General features: G+C 72.2%; 16 protein-coding genes. 9 read left to right on the forward strand and 7 right to left on the reverse strand.

The annotated features are described in order from the left end of the window. Positions 1-9 precede the first annotated feature (9 nt). From IEZ25_RS03505 to IEZ25_RS03515, 3 genes are all read left to right on the forward strand, one after another. Positions 10-792, forward strand: a complete 783-nt coding sequence (locus IEZ25_RS03505) for an enoyl-CoA hydratase/isomerase family protein (protein WP_191197973.1) — start codon at positions 10-12, stop codon at positions 790-792. A gap of 294 nt (positions 793-1086) precedes the next feature. Further along, a complete protein-coding gene (locus IEZ25_RS03510; protein ID WP_191197974.1) occupies positions 1087-2967 on the forward strand; it encodes an ABC transporter ATP-binding protein in 1881 nt (626 codons plus the stop codon). A 43-nt stretch (positions 2968-3010) separates the two neighbouring features. Further along, on the forward strand, positions 3011-3781 hold the full coding sequence (locus IEZ25_RS03515) for an SDR family oxidoreductase (protein WP_191197975.1): 771 nt from the start codon (positions 3011-3013) through the stop codon (positions 3779-3781). On the opposite strand, the gene IEZ25_RS03520 is transcribed toward IEZ25_RS03515, so the two are convergent. Next, positions 3725-4705 (reverse strand): SURF1 family cytochrome oxidase biogenesis protein, encoded by a 981-nt coding sequence (locus tag IEZ25_RS03520; RefSeq protein ID WP_318152016.1) that lies wholly within the window; start codon positions 4703-4705, stop codon positions 3725-3727. The genes IEZ25_RS03515 and IEZ25_RS03520 overlap by 57 nt on opposite strands. A 59-nt stretch (positions 4706-4764) precedes the next feature. Here IEZ25_RS03520 and moaA point away from each other — a divergent pair, with 59 nt between their 5' ends. Then, the gene (gene moaA / locus IEZ25_RS03525) at positions 4765-5754 is read left to right on the forward strand and encodes a GTP 3',8-cyclase MoaA (RefSeq protein ID WP_191197976.1); all 990 of its coding nucleotides are present in this window, start codon (positions 4765-4767) and stop codon (positions 5752-5754) included. A 219-nt stretch (positions 5755-5973) separates the two neighbouring features. On the opposite strand, the gene IEZ25_RS03530 is transcribed toward moaA, so the two are convergent. Both IEZ25_RS03530 and IEZ25_RS03535 read right to left on the reverse strand, forming a co-directional pair. Beyond that, on the reverse strand, positions 5974-6186 hold the full coding sequence (locus tag IEZ25_RS03530) for an acetone carboxylase (RefSeq protein WP_191197977.1): 213 nt from the start codon (positions 6184-6186) through the stop codon (positions 5974-5976). Between the two features lie 181 nt (positions 6187-6367). Next, complete coding sequence (locus IEZ25_RS03535; RefSeq protein ID WP_191197978.1) at positions 6368-6655, reverse strand: DUF3099 domain-containing protein; 288 nt, start codon at positions 6653-6655, stop codon at positions 6368-6370. Between the two features lie 52 nt (positions 6656-6707). On the opposite strand from IEZ25_RS03535, the gene IEZ25_RS03540 reads away from it, so the two are divergent. The 4 genes from IEZ25_RS03540 (at position 6708) to IEZ25_RS03555 (ending at position 10261) form a co-directional block, all read left to right on the forward strand. After that, on the forward strand, positions 6708-6920 hold the full coding sequence (locus IEZ25_RS03540; RefSeq protein WP_191197979.1) for a dodecin: 213 nt from the start codon (positions 6708-6710) through the stop codon (positions 6918-6920). Positions 6921-6973: 53 nt separating this feature from the next. After that, positions 6974-7705: a beta-ketoacyl-ACP reductase gene (locus IEZ25_RS03545; RefSeq protein ID WP_191197980.1), complete on the forward strand. Its 732-nt coding sequence runs from the start codon at positions 6974-6976 to the stop codon at positions 7703-7705. Positions 7706-7767: 62 nt separating this feature from the next. Next, the gene (gene fabI, locus IEZ25_RS03550) at positions 7768-8538 is read left to right on the forward strand and encodes an enoyl-ACP reductase FabI (protein WP_191197981.1); all 771 of its coding nucleotides are present in this window, start codon (positions 7768-7770) and stop codon (positions 8536-8538) included. A gap of 31 nt (positions 8539-8569) precedes the next feature. Continuing rightward, the gene (locus tag IEZ25_RS03555; RefSeq protein WP_191197982.1) at positions 8570-10261 is read left to right on the forward strand and encodes a Mur ligase family protein; all 1692 of its coding nucleotides are present in this window, start codon (positions 8570-8572) and stop codon (positions 10259-10261) included. A gap of 12 nt (positions 10262-10273) precedes the next feature. Here IEZ25_RS03555 and IEZ25_RS03560 read toward each other — a convergent pair whose 3' ends face one another. After that, entirely contained in the window at positions 10274-10798 is a 525-nt protein-coding gene (locus IEZ25_RS03560; protein WP_191197983.1) for a winged helix-turn-helix transcriptional regulator, read from the reverse strand. Positions 10799-10849: 51 nt separating this feature from the next. Here IEZ25_RS03560 and IEZ25_RS03565 point away from each other — a divergent pair, with 51 nt between their 5' ends. Further along, positions 10850-12250, forward strand: a complete 1401-nt coding sequence (locus tag IEZ25_RS03565) for an MFS transporter (protein ID WP_224748281.1) — start codon at positions 10850-10852, stop codon at positions 12248-12250. A 9-nt stretch (positions 12251-12259) separates the two neighbouring features. On the opposite strand, the gene IEZ25_RS03570 is transcribed toward IEZ25_RS03565, so the two are convergent. The 3 genes from IEZ25_RS03570 to IEZ25_RS03580 are packed head-to-tail and all read right to left on the reverse strand — an operon-like array spanning position 12260 to position 16395. Further along, positions 12260-12625, reverse strand: coding sequence for a cupin domain-containing protein (locus IEZ25_RS03570; RefSeq protein WP_191197985.1), 366 nt, complete (start codon positions 12623-12625; stop codon positions 12260-12262). Further along, positions 12626-15409, reverse strand: a complete 2784-nt coding sequence (gene cphA, locus IEZ25_RS03575) for a cyanophycin synthetase (protein WP_191197986.1) — start codon at positions 15407-15409, stop codon at positions 12626-12628. Next, complete coding sequence (locus IEZ25_RS03580; protein WP_191197987.1) at positions 15406-16395, reverse strand: cyanophycinase; 990 nt, start codon at positions 16393-16395, stop codon at positions 15406-15408. Before IEZ25_RS03580 ends, cphA begins: the two co-directional genes overlap by 4 nt. Between the last annotated feature and the right edge of the window lie 67 nt (positions 16396-16462).

Raw genomic sequence — 16462 nt, forward strand, 5'->3', positions numbered from 1 at the left:
CCTGCCGTCATGACTCCCGAAGAGCTCGCCGCGGTCGGACTCCGCCTCGACGTCGACGGCCCGGTCGCGACGGTGACGCTCGACCGACCCGACGTACGCAACGCCCAGACACCGGCGATGTGGCTGGCACTCGGTGAGATCGGGCGCAGCCTGGCCGATGACGTCCGGGTCGTCGTGGTGACGGGGGAGGGGCAGAGCTTCTCGGCCGGGCTCGACCGCGCGATGCTCGACCCCGCGACGCCCGGTGAGCAGAGCGTCCTCGGGCTCCTGGCGCTCAGCGACGAGGAGGCCTCGGCGCGCATCGAGGCGTTCCAGCAGGGCTTCACCTGGCTGCGCGACCCACGGTTCGTCTCGATCGCGAAGGTGCGCGGCCACGCCATCGGCGCGGGCTTCCAGCTCGCCCTGTCGTGCGACCTGCGCGTCGTCGCCGACGACGCGAAGCTCTCCATGAAGGAGTCGGCGCTCGGACTCGTGCCCGACCTCACCGGCACCAAGCCGCTCGTCGAGCACGTCGGCTACGCCCGTGCGCTCGAGATCTGCGCGACCGCGCGCGTCGTGACCGCCGAGGAGGCCGTGCGCATCGGCCTCGCGACGGCTGCCGTGCCGGGAGACCAGCTCGACGCGAGCGTCGCCGACCTCGTCACCGCGCTGCTGACGCCCATGCCAGGGGTCGTCGAGGAGACCAAGGCGCTGCTCCGGGGAGCGGCCGACCGCGACCTCGACGAGCAGCGTCGTCTCGAGCGCGAGGCGCAGGTGCGTCGCTTCCGCGCGGTCGCCGCAGCCCTGGCCTGACCTTCCGCCCATGCGCCGCTCGAGCGGACCTCGGGCCGCTTGACCGACAGCATGCCGTCGGTCAAGCGGCCCATGGTCCGCCTGAGTCCGGCCGGACCCCGCACGCGGCCCCCGGCGGGGTAGTCCAGTGGCAGATGGTCGTCCGGGGACCCGGATGACGACCACGTGCCACTGGACTACCCCCGGAGGATCGCCGTTCGCCACTGGACCACCCCCGCCCGGCGGCTGTGGGTGGCGCGCGGAACAATGGTGGTCGTCCGCCGGTTCCACGAGTGAGCGGACGAAGGAGCATGCATGTCGATGGGCCTGGGAGCAGGCGGACCGCCGTGGCGGTTCCTCCGCAGCGACCGCAGCGTCGTCGACAACAAGATCGAGCGCCGGACCGTGCGGCGGGTGCTGGGGTTCGCGCGGCCACACCGGAGGCTGATCGCCGGCTTCCTCGCCATCACGGTCGTCGACGCCGGCCTCGTCGTCGTACCCCCTCTGCTGCTCAAGGCGATCATCGACGACGCGGTCAGCGGCGGAGACCTGTCGCTCGTCGTGTGGCTGGCGCTGCTGGTCGCGCTGGTGGCCGTCGTCGACGCCGGGTTCGGGCTGGTCACCGGATGGCTCTCCAGCCGCATCGGCGAGGGCCTCATCTACGACCTCCGCACCCAGGTCTTCGCCCACGTCCAGCGGCAGTCGCTCGCGTTCTTCACCCGCACGCAGACCGGTGCGCTCGTCAGTCGCCTCAACAACGACGTCATCGGCGCGCAACGGGCGTTCACCTCCACGCTGCAGGGGACGGTCTCCAACATCATCGCGGCGATCGTGGTCGGTGTGACGATGCTCTTCCTGAGCTGGCCGGTGACGCTGGTGTGCCTGGCCCTGTTCCCGATCCTGCTGCTCGCCTCGCGCCTGGTCTCGCACAAGCTGGCCGCGCTCTCCCGCGAGCAGATGGAGGGCAACGCCGACCTCGGCAACGCGATGACCGAGCGCTTCAACGTCGGCGGCGCGATGCTGCTCAAGCTCTTCGGCCGGCGCGACGTCGAGGACGTCCGCTACGCCGAGAAGGCCGCCGTCGTGCGTGACCTCGGGATCCGGATCTCGCTGCTCACCCGGATCTTCTTCGCCGCGATGACGCTCGTTCCGCAGCTCGCGACCGCGCTCGTCTACGGCATCGGCGGGTGGCTCGCCATCCGCGGCGACCTGTCGGTCGGCACGATCGTCGCGCTCGGCGTGCTCCTGACCCGGCTCCTCGGCCCGCTGCAGGGGCTCTCCAACGTCCGCATCGACGTGATGACCGCGCTCGTGAGCTTCGACCGCGTCTTCGAGGTGCTCGACCTGCCGTCGCTCATCCAGGAGAAGCCCGACGCCGTCGAGCTGCCGCGCACCGTCTCGAAGCTCGAGTTCGACCACGTGGCCTTCACCTACCCGCGCACCGACCAGATCTCCCTCGCCTCGCTCGAGAGCGTCGCGCGCACCGAGGCCGCGGGCGACAGCGCGGAGGTGCTGCACGACGTCTCCTTCACCGCCGAGCCCGGCCAGATGGTGGCGCTCGTCGGACCCTCGGGGGCCGGCAAGACGACCGTGACCCACCTCGTGGCCCGGCTCTACGACGTCGGGTCGGGTACCGTGCGCGTCGGCGGTCACGACGTGCGCGACGTGACGCTGCAGTCGCTGGAGGACGCCGTCGGCTACGTCACCCAGGACGCGCACATGTTCCACGACACGATCCGGGCGAACCTGCTCTACGCCCGACCCGACGCCACCGACGACGAGATCTGGGCGGCACTCGAGGCTGCGCAGATCGCCCACCTGGTGCGCGTGCTGCGCGACGGGCTCGACACGGTCGTCGGCGATCGGGGATACCGGCTCAGCGGGGGCGAGCGCCAGCGGCTGGCCATCGCCCGGCTCCTGCTCAAGGCGCCCTCGATCGTCGTGCTCGACGAGGCCACCGCCCACCTCGACAGCGAGTCCGAGGCCGCCGTGCAGGGGGCCCTCGACGCCGCACTCGAGGGTCGTACGTCGCTGGTCATCGCCCACCGGCTGTCCACGGTCCGCAACGCCGACCTGATCCTCGTCCTCGACGACGGTCGGGTCGTCCAGCACGGCACCCACGAGGACCTGCTCGCCGCCGGCGGGCTCTACGCCACCCTCCACGCGACGCAGTTCCGCGAGGCGACGGTGTCCTGAGGTCGCGGGTCTCGACTTCGTCGTGCCCGGATAGCCTCACGGCATGGATCTCCAGCTGACCGACCGGGTCTTCATCGTCACCGGGGGAGCGCGGGGTCTCGGACGGGCCAGCGCCGACGCGCTGGTCGCCGAAGGCGCTCGGGTGGTGCTGTCCGGGCGGTCGCAGGACTCGCTCCTCGACGCCGTCGCTGCCCTCAACCGCGCCGCCGACCGCGAGGCGGCGGTGGCGGTGGCGGTCGACAACTCCCACCCCGACGCGCCCGGCCGGCTGATGGCTGCCGCGGACGACGTCTGGGGACGGCTCGACGGCGCCCTGATCAGCGTCGGCGGCCCGCCCAAGGGAGCCGTCTCCGCCGTCACCGACGACCAGTGGACCGCCGCCTTCGAGTCGGTCTTCCTGGGAGCCGTACGCCTGGCGACGAAGGTCAGCTCGTCACTGTCCGCCGGCGGCGCTTTGGGCCTCGTGCTCTCCTCCAGCGTGCGGGCTCCGCTGCCGGAGATGGCGATCTCCAACGGCCTGCGCCCGGGCTTGGCGATGGTGGCCAAGACCCTCGCCGACGAGCTCGGCCCCCGCGGCGTACGGGTCAACGGCCTGATGCCCGGGCGCATCGAGACCGAGCGGGTCGCCGAGCTCGACGCGTCCACCGGGGACGCCGAGGGGGCGCGCCGGGCGGCGGAGGCGACGATTCCGCTGGGTCGCTACGGCAGGCCGGAGGAGTTCGGGGCCGCGGCCGCGTTCCTCATGTCGCCGGCCGCGTCATTCCTGACGGGTGTGATGCTCCCGGTCGACGGGGGTCTGCTCCGCGCGCTCTGAGGCGGCTCGCGCCCGGGCCAGGTCGTCCGCCTCGTCGTCGGCGCCGGAGTCGAGGCGCTCGCGCCAGGTCTTGCGCCGGGGCTTCGCGGCCTTCGGGGACGCCTGGGCGACGGTGGGGCGCTCGGCGGGCGGCGCCGGCACGGCCGCCGCGCGCTCGCGTGCCCCGGGAGCCGGCTCGTCCTTGTTGCCCCACGGCCCACGGCCCCCGCGCCACTCGTCGTAGATGAGGAAGAAGAAGCCGAAGATCGCGAGCGCGCCGAAGAACCACCACTGCAGGCCGTAGAAGAAGTGCGGACCGTTGTTGAGCTCGGGCAGCTCGACCGGGAGCAGGGCCTCGGCGGGCTCGGGCGACTCGGTGCGCAGGTCGGCCCAGCCGCCGAGCACCTCGCGGTCCAGCGCCTCACCGATCCGCTCGCTGTTGACCGCGCGGGTCGACTGCGCGCTCACCTGCGTGCTGTCGCCCTCGGCGTCGCTGCGTGCCCAGCCGGTGATCGTGACCTGGCCCGACGGTGGCGCGGGCACGTCGGCGGTGGTCGCGCCGCGGTTGTCGGTGGCGTACCAGCCGCGGTCGACCAGCAGGCTCGTGCCGTCGGGCAGCTCGAGCGGCACGACGACGTCCACTCCGGCCTCGCCGTCACGCGTGCGGTAGCGCACGATCACGGTGTCGTCGACGGCGTAGGTGCCGGTCGCCTCGACGATGCGCCACTCGTCGTCGCGCGCGACCGGCCGGCCGGGGGCCAGGACGTCCTCGACCGGCGAGGGGCCGGCCTCCTCGTTGCGCTCGATGATCGAGTTGAGCTCCTTGCGGTCCTCGAGGCGGTGGAACTGCCACTCGCCGAGCCGCCAGGCCACCCAGGCGAGGAAGACGACGACGAGCGCGAAGGCGATCCAGCGGCGCGAGACGAGGAACCGCAGCTTGTGCACCCGGTGAGGTTATCCGGCGCGCCCTGACCCCATGAGGGGTGCCTCGCTAGACTTCTGTGGTGACGACACCTCTGGCAGACCGCTTCGGCCGCGTGGCCACCGATCTGCGCGTGTCCCTCACCGACCGGTGCAACCTGCGCTGCAGCTACTGCATGCCGGCGGAGGGTCTCGACTGGCTCCCGACCGAGCAGACGCTGAGCGACGACGAGGTCGTCCGGTTGATCACGATCGGCGTCGAGCAGCTCGGGATCCGCGAGGTGCGGTTCACCGGCGGCGAGCCCCTGCTGCGCCGCGGACTGGTCGACATCGTCGCGCGCACCCACGCCCTCGGCGTGGAGACCTCGCTGACGACGAACGCCCTCGGCCTCGAGCGCACGGCGCAGGCGCTGGCCGACGCTGGCCTCGACCGGATCAACGCCAGCATCGACACCGTCCGCCCCGAGACCTTCGCCGCGATCACCCGACGCGACCGGCTCCACGACGTCGTCGCCGGGCTCGAGGCGGCCAAGGCTGCCGGCCTCGGTCCGATCAAGCTCAACGCGGTCCTCCTGCGCGGCACCAATGACGACCAGGCCGCCGAGCTGCTCCGGTGGAGCATCGAGCACGGCTACGACCTGCGGTTCATCGAGCAGATGCCCCTCGACGCCCAGCACGACTGGAGCCGTGCGGCGATGGTCACCGCCGACGAGATCTTCGCCATGCTCGACGCCGAGTTCACGCTGACCCCGCACGACGAGCCCCGGGGGAGCGCACCGGCCGAGCTCTTCGACGTCGACGGCGGACCCGCGACCGTCGGCGTCATCGCCTCGATCACCCGTCCGTTCTGCGGTGACTGCGACCGCGTCCGGCTCACCGCCGACGGCCAGGTCCGCAACTGCCTCTTCGCCCGTGAGGAGTCCGACCTCCGTGCGGCGCTGCGCACCGGCGCCAGCGACGCCGTCATCGCCGAGCGCTGGGTCGTCGCCATGCGCGGCAAGGCCGCCGGTCACGGGATCGACGACGTGACCTTCCTCCAGCCCGACCGCCCGATGTCGGCCATCGGCGGCTGACCCGCCACCCTGGCGGCGTACGGCATCGCTGACGCCGGTTCGGGTGTCGTTTCCCGCCACCCTGGCGGTTCGGCGGTCTGGCGGTCCGTCGGGGCGAGGCTGGCGGCACGTGGCATGCCGCGGGGTCTCAGCCTGCGATCTGCCGCCACCGTGGCGGCGTACGGCATCGCTGACGTCCGCTCCGATGTCGTTTCCCGCCACTCTTGGCGGCGTACGACGTCAGGCGGGCGTGTGCGGCACGACGTCCTTCAAGAACCCGCGGGCGCCGAGGAAGTCCGAGAGCGACTGGCGGTGCTCGTCGCACGCGAGCCAGGACTTGCGGCGCTCGGGGGTGTGGATCTTCGGGTTGTTCCACTGCAGGTCCCACGCGGCATCGGCCTGGCACCCCTTGGCAGAGCAGATGTCGCGCCCGGGCTCGTCCATCGGCAGCATGCGGGGACCTTCCGGGTGGCGTTCTGGAGCGGGACGAAAAGAGGTGCCGGACAGCCACGGGGGGAGCTGTCCGGCACCTCGAGATGCGAATCGCAGACGGGGGATGCTGCGCTCGCGTCTGGATCATGGCACGCGAGCGGGGGCAAAGCCAAACTTCTCGGGGAGCCGTGTCGCCGTCTCGTCACTCGTCGTCGGAGCCCGAGGTGAGCTCGTGAGCGCCTGCACCCGGAGGCAGCGTGAAGCCGTCGTCACGCTGGTCGTTGGCGTTGGCGACGACCACGGCGAAGAGCGGCAGGAACACCGCTGCGACCACGAGGACCCAGCGCATCGGCCCCGGGACGAACACCGCGGCGATGAAGCAGACGAGGCGGATGCTCATCGACCACGCGTAACGACGCTGTCGGGAGCGCATGTCCTCGGCGGCGCTGCTGCGCGCCGTGGTGATGCGAACGGCGTCAGGCTTGGCCATGTCCTCCACTGTACGTCGCTAGGCTCGCCGAACCACGACCAGGAGGCATTCCATGACCGACCGCACCTACCGCGTGACCGAGATCGTCGGCACCTCGCCCGACGGGATCGACCAGGCCGTCCGCAACGGCATCGAGCGGGCGGGCAAGACGCTGCGCCACATCGACTGGTTCGAGGTGACCCAGATCCGGGGTCACGCCAAGGACGGGCAGGTCGAGCACTTCCAGGTCGGGATGAAGGTCGGCTTCCGTCTCGAGGACGAGTGACCACCGGATCCGGGTTTCCTCGTACCAACCGGTAATCACTAGCGTCAGGGAGCGTGAGCGAGATCGAGAACGCAGTGCACGAGCCCCGTTCGGTCCTGGTGACCGGAGGCAACCGCGGCATCGGCCGCGCCATCGCCGAGGCGTTCCTCGCCCAGGGCGACAAGGTCGCGGTCACCACCCGCAACGGCGGCGCCCCCGAGGGAGCGCTCGACGTGCGCTGCGACATCACCGACCCGGCGCAGGTCGAGGCGGCCTTCGCGCAGGTCGAGGAGGCCCACGGTCCGGTCGAGGTGCTGGTCGCCAACGCGGGCATCACCAAGGACACCCTGCTGCTGCGGATGAGCGAGGACGACTGGTCGTCGGTGATCGACACCAACCTCACCGGCACCTTCCGCCTCGCCAAGCGTGCCGCCAAGGGGATGCTGCGCCTGCGCCGGGGCCGGATCATCCTGATCTCCTCGGTCGTCGGGCTGCTCGGCTCGGCCGGGCAGGTCAACTACGCCGCGTCCAAGTCCGGCCTCGTCGGTCTGGCCCGCTCGCTCGCCCGAGAGCTCGGCAGCCGCTCGATCACCACCAACGTCGTGTCGCCCGGCTTCGTGGAGACCGACATGACCGACGTGCTCACCGACGACCAGAAGGCCACGATCAAGCAGCAGGTGCCGCTCGGCCGCTACGCCTCGCCGGCCGAGGTCGCCTCGGCCGTCACCTGGCTCGCCTCCAACGGCGCCGCCTACGTCACCGGAGCCGTGATCCCGGTCGACGGCGGCCTCGGCATGGGCCACTGACGCCGACCCACCGACACCCACCCACCTGACGGCCCCCGGGCCACGCGAAGGGACACAGACACATGGGACTCCTCGACGGCAAGCGCATCCTCGTCGCCGGCGTGACGATGGACAGCTCGATCGGCTTCGCGACCGCGAAGGTCGCCCAGGAGCAGGGCGCGACCGTGCTCATCTCCAACTTCGGCCGCGCGCTCGGCATCACCCGGCGCATCGCCAAGCGGCTGCCGCAGGAGGCGCCCGTGCTCGAGCTCGACGTCACCGACGAGGACCACCTCGCCGGCCTCGCCGACCAGGTGCGCGAGCACGTCGACGGCCTCGACGGCGTGGTCCACTCGATCGCCTACGGCAACCCCGAGACGCTGCTCGGCGGCAAGTTCCTCGAGGGCCCGTGGGACGACGTGGCGCAGGCCGTGCAGGTCTCGGCGTACTCCCTCAAGTCCCTCGCCGTGGCCACCCGGCCGCTCATGGGCAGCGGTGGCTCCATCGTCGGCCTGACGTTCGACGCCACCACCGCGTGGCCGGCGTACGACTGGATGGGCGTGGCGAAGGCGGCGCTGGAGAACACCTCGCGCTACCTCGCCCGCGACCTGGGCCCCGAGGGGATCCGCTGCAACCTGGTCTCGGCCGGCCCGCTCAAGACGCTCGCGGCGAAGGCGATCCCCGGCTTCGAGGACCTCGAGTCGTCGTGGAAGGACCGCGCCCCGCTCGGCTGGGACGAGACCGACCAGACGCCCACCGCGCAGGCGGTCTGCGCGCTGCTGAGCGACTTCTTCCCGGCCACCACGGGCGAGATCGTGCACGTCGACGGCGGCTTCCACGCCATGGGGCTGTAGCGCTCGAGCCGCTCTTCGGTAGTTTCCCCGGGTGACCTCACTCGTCGAGCTGCGCGTCCTCGAAGGACCGAACCTCTACTTCCCGCGCGCCGCGGTGAAGCTGACCCTCGACGTCTCGTCGATCACCGAGGCCGACGACGAGGCCGTGCTGCGCCTCGCGCGCCGCATCGGGTTGCGCACCACCCGTCCGGGGGCGTCGGGCTCGGGCTTCCGGCAGCGGTTCGCGCTGCGCGCGGTGGAGCGCCTCGTCCGCGCCATCGCGGGGGAGGCCGGCACCCGGCGGCTGGCGGTGCGCGTGCGTCCCACCTCGGACCCCGACGTCGTCGTGGTCGCCTTCCCGTGGCGCAACCGCACCCGGGCGCAGGCCCTGGGCGCCGCGGTGGCCCACGCGCTCGACGCGCTGCCCGCACCCGACGTGGAGGGCGCCGTGAGCGAGGCGGCCCGGCAGGTCGCCGCCGCCGAGAGGGGCGAGCGGCCCACCACCATCACCCCGAGGATCCCGGTGGTCGCGGTGACCGGCACCAACGGCAAGACCACCACCAGCCGGATGATCGCCCACATCGGTCGCACCAGCGGTCTCGTCGTGGGCTGGTCCAACACCGACGGCATCTATCGCGACGGCGTGCTGGTCGAGGAGGGTGACTACTCCGGCCCCTCCGGCGCGGCCCGGGCGCTCGGCCTCGACGGTGTCCAGCTCGCCGTCACCGAGACCGCCCGCGGCGGCATCCTGCTCAAGGGCATCGGCATCACCCGCAACGACGTCTCCGTGGTCACCAACGTGACCGCCGACCACCTCGGCCTCCAGGGCATCGACACCGTCGACCAGCTCGCGGAGGTCAAGTCCGTCGTCGCGAGGATCACCCGCAAGGACGGCTGGGCGGTGCTCAACGGCGACGACCCGCGGGTGCTCGCGATGCGCGGCGTCATCTCGGCCCAGCCGTGGGTCTTCAGCCGCGACCCCGACTCACCCGCGGTGCGCGAGGTGCTAGGCGACGGCGGTCGTGCCACGACCGTCATCGACGGCTGGATCACGGTCCTGGCGCCCGGCGCCGACCCCGACCCGCTGGTCGAGCTCGTCGACGTCCCCATGACCCTGGCCGGCCTCTCGCGCTTCAACATCGAGAACGCGCTCGCCGCCGCCTCGGCGGCCCTCGCGATCGACCTCGACCGGGCCGACGTGATCGCCGGGCTGAGGTCGTTCCGACCCGACGCGGAGCACAACCCGGGCCGGATGAACTTCTTCTCCCTGCCGGGCGAGGTGTCCGTCGTCATGGACCTCGCCCACAACGAGGCAGGGCTCGAGGCCCTGCTCGAGATCATGGGTGGCGTACGTCGACCCGGCGCGCGCCTGCTCCTCGGCCTCGGCGCTGTCGGCGACCGCACCGACGAGCTGATCGACGCGCTCGGCGAGATCGGCGCGAAGGGCAGCGACGTGGTCGCGATCGGGCACAAGGCGCGCTATCTCCGCGGCCGCACGATGGACGAGATCGACGGGCTCCTCCGGGCGGGGGCCGGGCGGGTCGGGGTCACCGAGATCGACACCTACGACACCGAGGTCGGCTGCCTGGCCGCCCTGGTCGAGCGGGCCCGTGCCGGGGACGTGGTCGGGCTGATGTGCCATGCCGAGCGGCAGCAGGCCTACGACTGGATCGCCGCGCACGGTGGCACGGCCGACACGCCTGAGGTGCTCTCGGCGAAGGTGCGGGCCGCCGCGACGCCGTGAGCACCGCCCGCGTCAGCGGGTGACGAGCGGCTCGAGCAGCCGGTGCGGCACGCGGAGGGCGCGGGACACCGGGTCGTCGCGCAGCGTCGGGTCTGCTCCCGGGCCGGGCCGGGTCTCGATGTCTCCGGGTCGTGGAGACGTGTCGCAGGACCGGCATCGACCATCGGCCCCGATGGTCCCGCAGGCGACCCCGGCGACGAGGTGGTGGAACGTCCGGCGGGGACCGTCCGGGCTGGTCCGGCGGTCGCCCCACTGCGCCAGGCCGTGGAGAACGGGCCAGAGGTCGAGCGCCTCGGCGGTGAGCTCGTAGGTCGCGTGTCCCGCGCCCACGCGCACCAGCAGACCGGCGCCCACGAGCGCGTCGAGGCGCGCCGCCAGGACGGCGCGGGAGACGTCGAGGTGGACCTGGAAGTCGGAGAAACGGCGCACGCCGAGGAAGCAGTCGCGCAGGATCAGCAGGGTCCAGCGCTCACCCACCAGCTCGAGCGAGCGGGCGATGCCGCAGTCCTGCCGCGGATAGTCGGTGCCGAGTGCCACAGGTCGATGCTATCGTCTTTTGGTCTGTTCATCGAACCAAGAGGATGGCTCATGTCGCCCACCCGCACGCTCGCGACCGCCTCGCTCGGCACCGTCGCCGTGCTGGTCGCCTTCACGGCGCCGTTGGCCAACTTCAACGAGACCGTCACGGGGTTGGGCGCGGGACATCGCGGCGGCACGTGGGTGCTGAGCTCGATGAGCATCGGTCTCGGTGCCGTCCTGCTGACGGCCGGTCGGCTGGCCGACGACTACGGGCGGCGGCGCGTGTTCGTGATCGGATCCCTGGTCCTGGGCCTGGCATCCCTGGCCGGAGCGGCGGCCGGCGGAGTGCCGGCCTTCGTCGCCTCACGCATCGCCGCGGGCGCCGGTGGGGCCGCTGTCATCGCCGCCGGGCTCGGGATGATCGCGGCCGCGCACCCCGCCCCCGCGGCCCGCGGCCGCGCCACGGGGGTCTGGGGCGCCAGCGTCGGTGCCGGGATCGCGATCGGTCCGCTGCTCGGCAACTACCTCAGCTCGCTCCACTCCTGGCGGGACGTCTACGTCGTCCTCGGTGCCGTCGGCCTCGTCCTCGCGGTGGCCGCCCGCCGGTGCCCGGAGTCCCGCTCGCAGCACCGAGCCAGGCTCGACGTGGCGGGTGTGCTCCTGATGGCGCTCGGCACCGCCGCCCTCCTGGCCGGACTGACCGAGGGCCGCGCCGGGTGGGGACGGCCCGTCACCGTCGTGCTGCTGTCCGCCGGCGTGGCCATGCTCGCCGTCTTCGTCGCGGTCGAGGCCCGCTCGACCCACCCCATGCTCGACCTCGGACTGCTGCGCCGCCCGGCCTTCCGCGCGGTGACCGTCGCCGGCCTGGCCACCGGCGCCGGCATCATCGCCCTGATGTCGTACGTCTCGGGGTTCGTGGGTGCGGCCCTCGGCATCTCCGCGACGACGGCGGCGTGGCTGATGCTGGCCTGGTCGCTGCCGAGCGTGGTGGCGGCGGTCCTGGCCCGACGGCTGCCCGCGGCCTGGAGCGGCCGGGCGCAGATGGCCGTCGCGCTCGCCGTGGTCGCCGTCGGCCAGCTGCTGGTGCTCGGGGTGGGCACGGGCAGCGGACCGGCGCGGTTCGTGCCCGGACTGCTCCTCGCGGGCGTCGCGACCGGTGTGCTGAACGCCGCGATGGGTCGCGAGAGCGTCGCGAGCGTGCCTCCCGGCCAGGCAGGTCTCGGCAGCGGCGCCAACAACACCGCTCGCTACCTCGGCTCGGCGCTGGGTGTCACGGTCGTCTCGGTCGTCGCGGCACCCACCGGTGCGGTCACCGCAGCGGGCCTCGTCGACGGCTGGCACCGAGCGGTGCTGGTGACCTCCCTGGTCTCCCTCGTCGGCGCGGCCGGGGTCGCCCTGCTGGGCGCGCGGCGCGACCAGGGGGGACCCGTCGCGGTCGACGCGGCGGCGGACGCCGGGGCCGGCGCCTGAGCACACGGGTCACACGTCGCCGGGGTCCACCTGCTCCCCGGGTGCGCCGATGTCGAGGTCACCCTCCACGATCATGGCCGTCAGGCCACCGGGCGAGCGCGTCTCGTGGACCTCGCCGGGCTCCCAGACGGCGCCCTGACCAGGGCCGATGCGGCTCACCGTGAGCTCCGCCCCGCTGACCTCGGCCTCGCCCGACAGCACCACGAGGATCTGTCGCCCGACAGCGGGATGACGGCCGATGACGCCACCCGGCTCGAGTCTCACGGCGACCAGGTGGGCGTCGGCGCTGATCCCGAACGCGCCCACCGAGAAGCCGCGGCTGCCGTGCGCGTCGATCGGGCGGTGCGGCAGACCCGTGAGGTCGAGGAGCCGCACTCAGCCCTCCCTGTCCTCGGTGGAGGGCGGGGTGTAGTCGGGGTCGGCCGCGGGGGCGTCGGGGTTGGCGCCGGAGCCGGCCTGGGCCTCGTCCGACCAGTTCTCCAGCTCGGTCATCACCTCGGCGTGCTTGTCGACGCAGACGACGACGAGGTCGCCTCGGTTGGCGCGGCTCATCGCGTGGCGCACGGCCTGGATCTCGTCGAGCACCAGCTCGACCTGCTTGCACCGTGCTCCGTCGGCCATCGCGGCCCGCACGCCCTCCAGCACCAGGTCGGCCGTCGCGCCGCGCTCGCGGCCGCGGAGCGCCACGTCCTCGCGGACGACCAGGACGTCGAAGTGCTGGGCGGCGATCTGCCCGAGCTCGCGCATGTCCTCGTCGCGGCGGTCGCCCGCGGTGGCGATGATGCCGATGCGGGAGGGACGGGCCAGGTCGTGCGACGACTCGAGCGAGTCGCCCACCCGGTCCACGAAGTCGCCGAGCATCTTCATGCCCGGCGCGTTGTGGCAGTAGTCCACGATCACGTTGACGCCGTTGACCTCGACCTCGTTGAGGCGGCCGGGGGAGAGGTAGTAGTTCGTCGAGAAGGTGCGCAGGCCCTGACGGATGTCGTGGAGGGGGGCGCCCGCGGCGAAGGCCGCGGCAGCCGCGGCGAGCGAGTTCTGGACGTTCATCCGTGCCCGGCCCTTGAAGGTCGCGGGCAGCAGGTGCGTCCACGCCAGCTGCATCTCGCGGCGGCCGTGCTGGACGACCATCATCTCGCCGCGCTCGGTCGGGTCGAGCACGATCGCCTTGCCGCCGCGGCGGCAGTGGGCGTCGATCATGTCGCGCACCTCGCTGCCGGGCTCCTCCATCGAGAACCACACGACCTGCCCCGAGCACTTGCGCCGCATCTCCCGCACGAGCGGGTCGTCGGCGTTGAGCACCGCGTGGCCGTCGCGCGGCACCGCCTCGACGATCACGGCCTTCACGTCGGCGAGCTGCTCGACGGTGTCGATGCCCCGCAGGCCGAGGTGGTCGGGCTGGACGTTGAGCACGACCGCGACGTCGTTGCGCTCGTAGCCCAGACCCTCGCGCAGGATCCCGCCGCGGGCGACCTCGAAGACCGCGAAGTCGACGCGCGGGTTCTGCAGCACCATCCGTGCGGAGCGCGGCCCCGAGGCGTCGGCTCGGATCACCAGGCGCTCGTCGATCACGACCCCGTCGGTCGAGGTCATCCCGACCTTGCGCCCCATGCCCTTGAAGATGTGGCTGATCATCCGGCTGGTCGTCGTCTTGCCGTTGGTGCCGGTCACCGCGACGATCGGGATCCGCGAGGGCGAGCCGGAGGGGAACAGCATGTCGACGACCGGCTTGGCGATGAACTGGGGCTCGCCGATCGTCGGGTGCGTGTGCATCCGGAACCCCGGTGCGGCGTTGACCTCGCAGATCGCGCCGCCGGTCTCGCGGACCGGCTCGGTGATGTCGGGGCAGATGAAGTCGATGCCGGCGATGTCGAGCCCGACCATCCGGGCGGCCTCCTCGGCGATCTCGACGTTCTCCGGGTGTGCCTCGAAGGTGCGGTCGATCGAGATGCCGCCGGTCGACATGTTGCCCGTGAGCGCGAGCTTGACCATCTCGCCCTCCTTCGGCACGGACTGGAGGCTGTGACCCTGGTCGGCGAGCACCTCGAGCGCGGCCTCGTCGACCTTGATGCGGGTGAGCACCTTCTCGTGGCCGACACCGCGCCTCGGGTCGGCGTTGGTCAGGTCGACGAGCTGCTCGACGTTCGAGGTGCCGTCACCGGTGACCGATGCGGGCACCCGCTCGGCGATCGCGACCATGCGGCCGTCGATGATCAGGCAGCGGTAGTCCTTGCCGGTCACGAACGACTCGACGATGACGTTGCCGCGCCGCGACTGTCCCTCGGCGATCGGGAACGCGGCGCGTACGTCGTCCTCGTCCTGCAGGTCGAGGCACACCCCGCGGCCGTGGTTGCCGTCCAGCGGCTTGAGCACGACGGGATAGCCGATCCGGCGGGCGGCCGCGACGGCACCGTCCTCGCTGCGGACCGACTCCTGCTTCGGGACCGGCAGGCCTGCGGCGCCGAGGAGCTTGGTGGTGAGGTCCTTGTCGGAGGCGATGTCGACCGCGATGGAGGACGTCTCGGAGGTCATCGTGGCGCGGATCCGCTTGGCGTGGACGCCCTGCCCGAGCTGCACGAGCGAGTGCTGGTTGAGTCGCAGCCACGGGATGTCACGCGAGACCGCCTCGTCGACGATCGCCTGGGTCGAGGGCCCGAAGGCGGTGCGCTCGGCACGCCGGATGAAGTCGTCGCGCTCGGCCTCCCACTCGAAGTCGGGATCGCCCTCGACGAGGTGGTTGACCAGCCGGACGGCGAGCCGTCCGGCGCTGAGGCCGACGTTCTCGTCGATGTAGCCGTAGATGATGTTGTAGCGGCCGGGCCGGCCCTTGACCTGGCGGGTCTTGCCGCGCCGGATGTCGTGACCGACGAGCTGCTGGAGCGCGAGCGCGACGTGCTCGGCGACGTGCCCGAGCCAGGTGCCCTCGTGGAGCCGCTCGAGGAAGCCGCCGCGGCGCCCGCGTGAGCAGGAGTGCTCGCGCAGCCCGGGCAGCATGGCGACCAGGTCGTCGGTGAAGCCGGGGATGGTGTTGCTGGGGAACTGCTCGAGCGACCCGAGGTCGACCACCAGGTGGATCGACTTGTCGTAGGACCAGACGTTGGCGCCGCGGTAGACGCGGGTCTCGACGATCTCCAGGTCAGGCGTGGGTCGCTCGCTCATGAGCTCGGTCCTTCGATCGGGGCGGTCGGGGCGTTGTCGGGTGGCGTCGTGGGTCGCCGCTTGCGGAGCCGGCGGGCGATGGCGGCCGGGGTGGCGTCCGCCGCGGCGATGTCCCTGGCCAGCTGGCGCAGGTCGCGGCCCGCCTCGGCCAGCTCGTCGGCCTCCTCGGGGTCGACGGCCGCCTCGTGGGGGACGAGCGAGCGGGTGGTCAGGTTGAACACGGTGTCCTCGGGCAGCGTGTGGAAGACGACACCGCTCGCCAGCAACGGCGACGAGCGCTTGGCCTCGTAGGCGTTGGAGACCATGCGCGACCCGTCGAAGATCGTCACCGCACCCTTGCCGAGCACCCGCATGACCAGGTCGCCGTCGACGTCCTCGACGAGACCGCAGGTGTCCTCGTCCACGCCGATGCCGAGCAGCTGCGGGCTCTGGGCCACGATCATCAGCAGCCGGCCGTAGCGGTTGCGCTGGTCGAAGTGCTGGTCGATGACGGTGGAGTCCACCAGGCCGAGGCCCGCCGCCACCTGGGTCATCCGTTGCTTGGGGGTGGCCCCGCCGACGCCGAACGCGACCATGTGTGACGACTGGATGCTCGCACCCGCGGAGGTCCCGGCCACCACGGCCCCGCGCTCGTGCGCGCGCAGGATCGCATCGCCCACCGGCGTACCGCACACGATGCTCGACAGCTTGAGCTGGTTGCCGCCGGTCATGAAGATGCCGGTGGACTCCTCGAGCGCCTTCACCAGCGCCGGGTCGTGGGCCTGCTCGCGCGACTCGGGGCGTACGGCGTCCACTGCGGCCGCGCCGAACTTCGAGAACAGCGCGTCGTAGACGTCGACCACCTCGCGCCCGAGGGACGAGGCGGTCGGGATGACGGCGATGCGTGCGTCCCGGCCGCCGCTGAGAGCGACGAAGTGCTTGAGGATCGTCGGCTTGCGCAGCTTGTCCTCCGCGCCACCGATGATCATGAGAGGTCCCCTGGGCATGACAGGCAGGCTAGGGCATGTCTGCCAATCCCATGGCCTGCTGCGCGTCGCCGAGGATTGGCAGACA

The sequence above is a fragment of the Nocardioides hwasunensis genome (assembly GCF_014779665.1).
GTDB lineage: Bacteria > Actinomycetota > Actinomycetes > Propionibacteriales > Nocardioidaceae > Nocardioides > Nocardioides hwasunensis.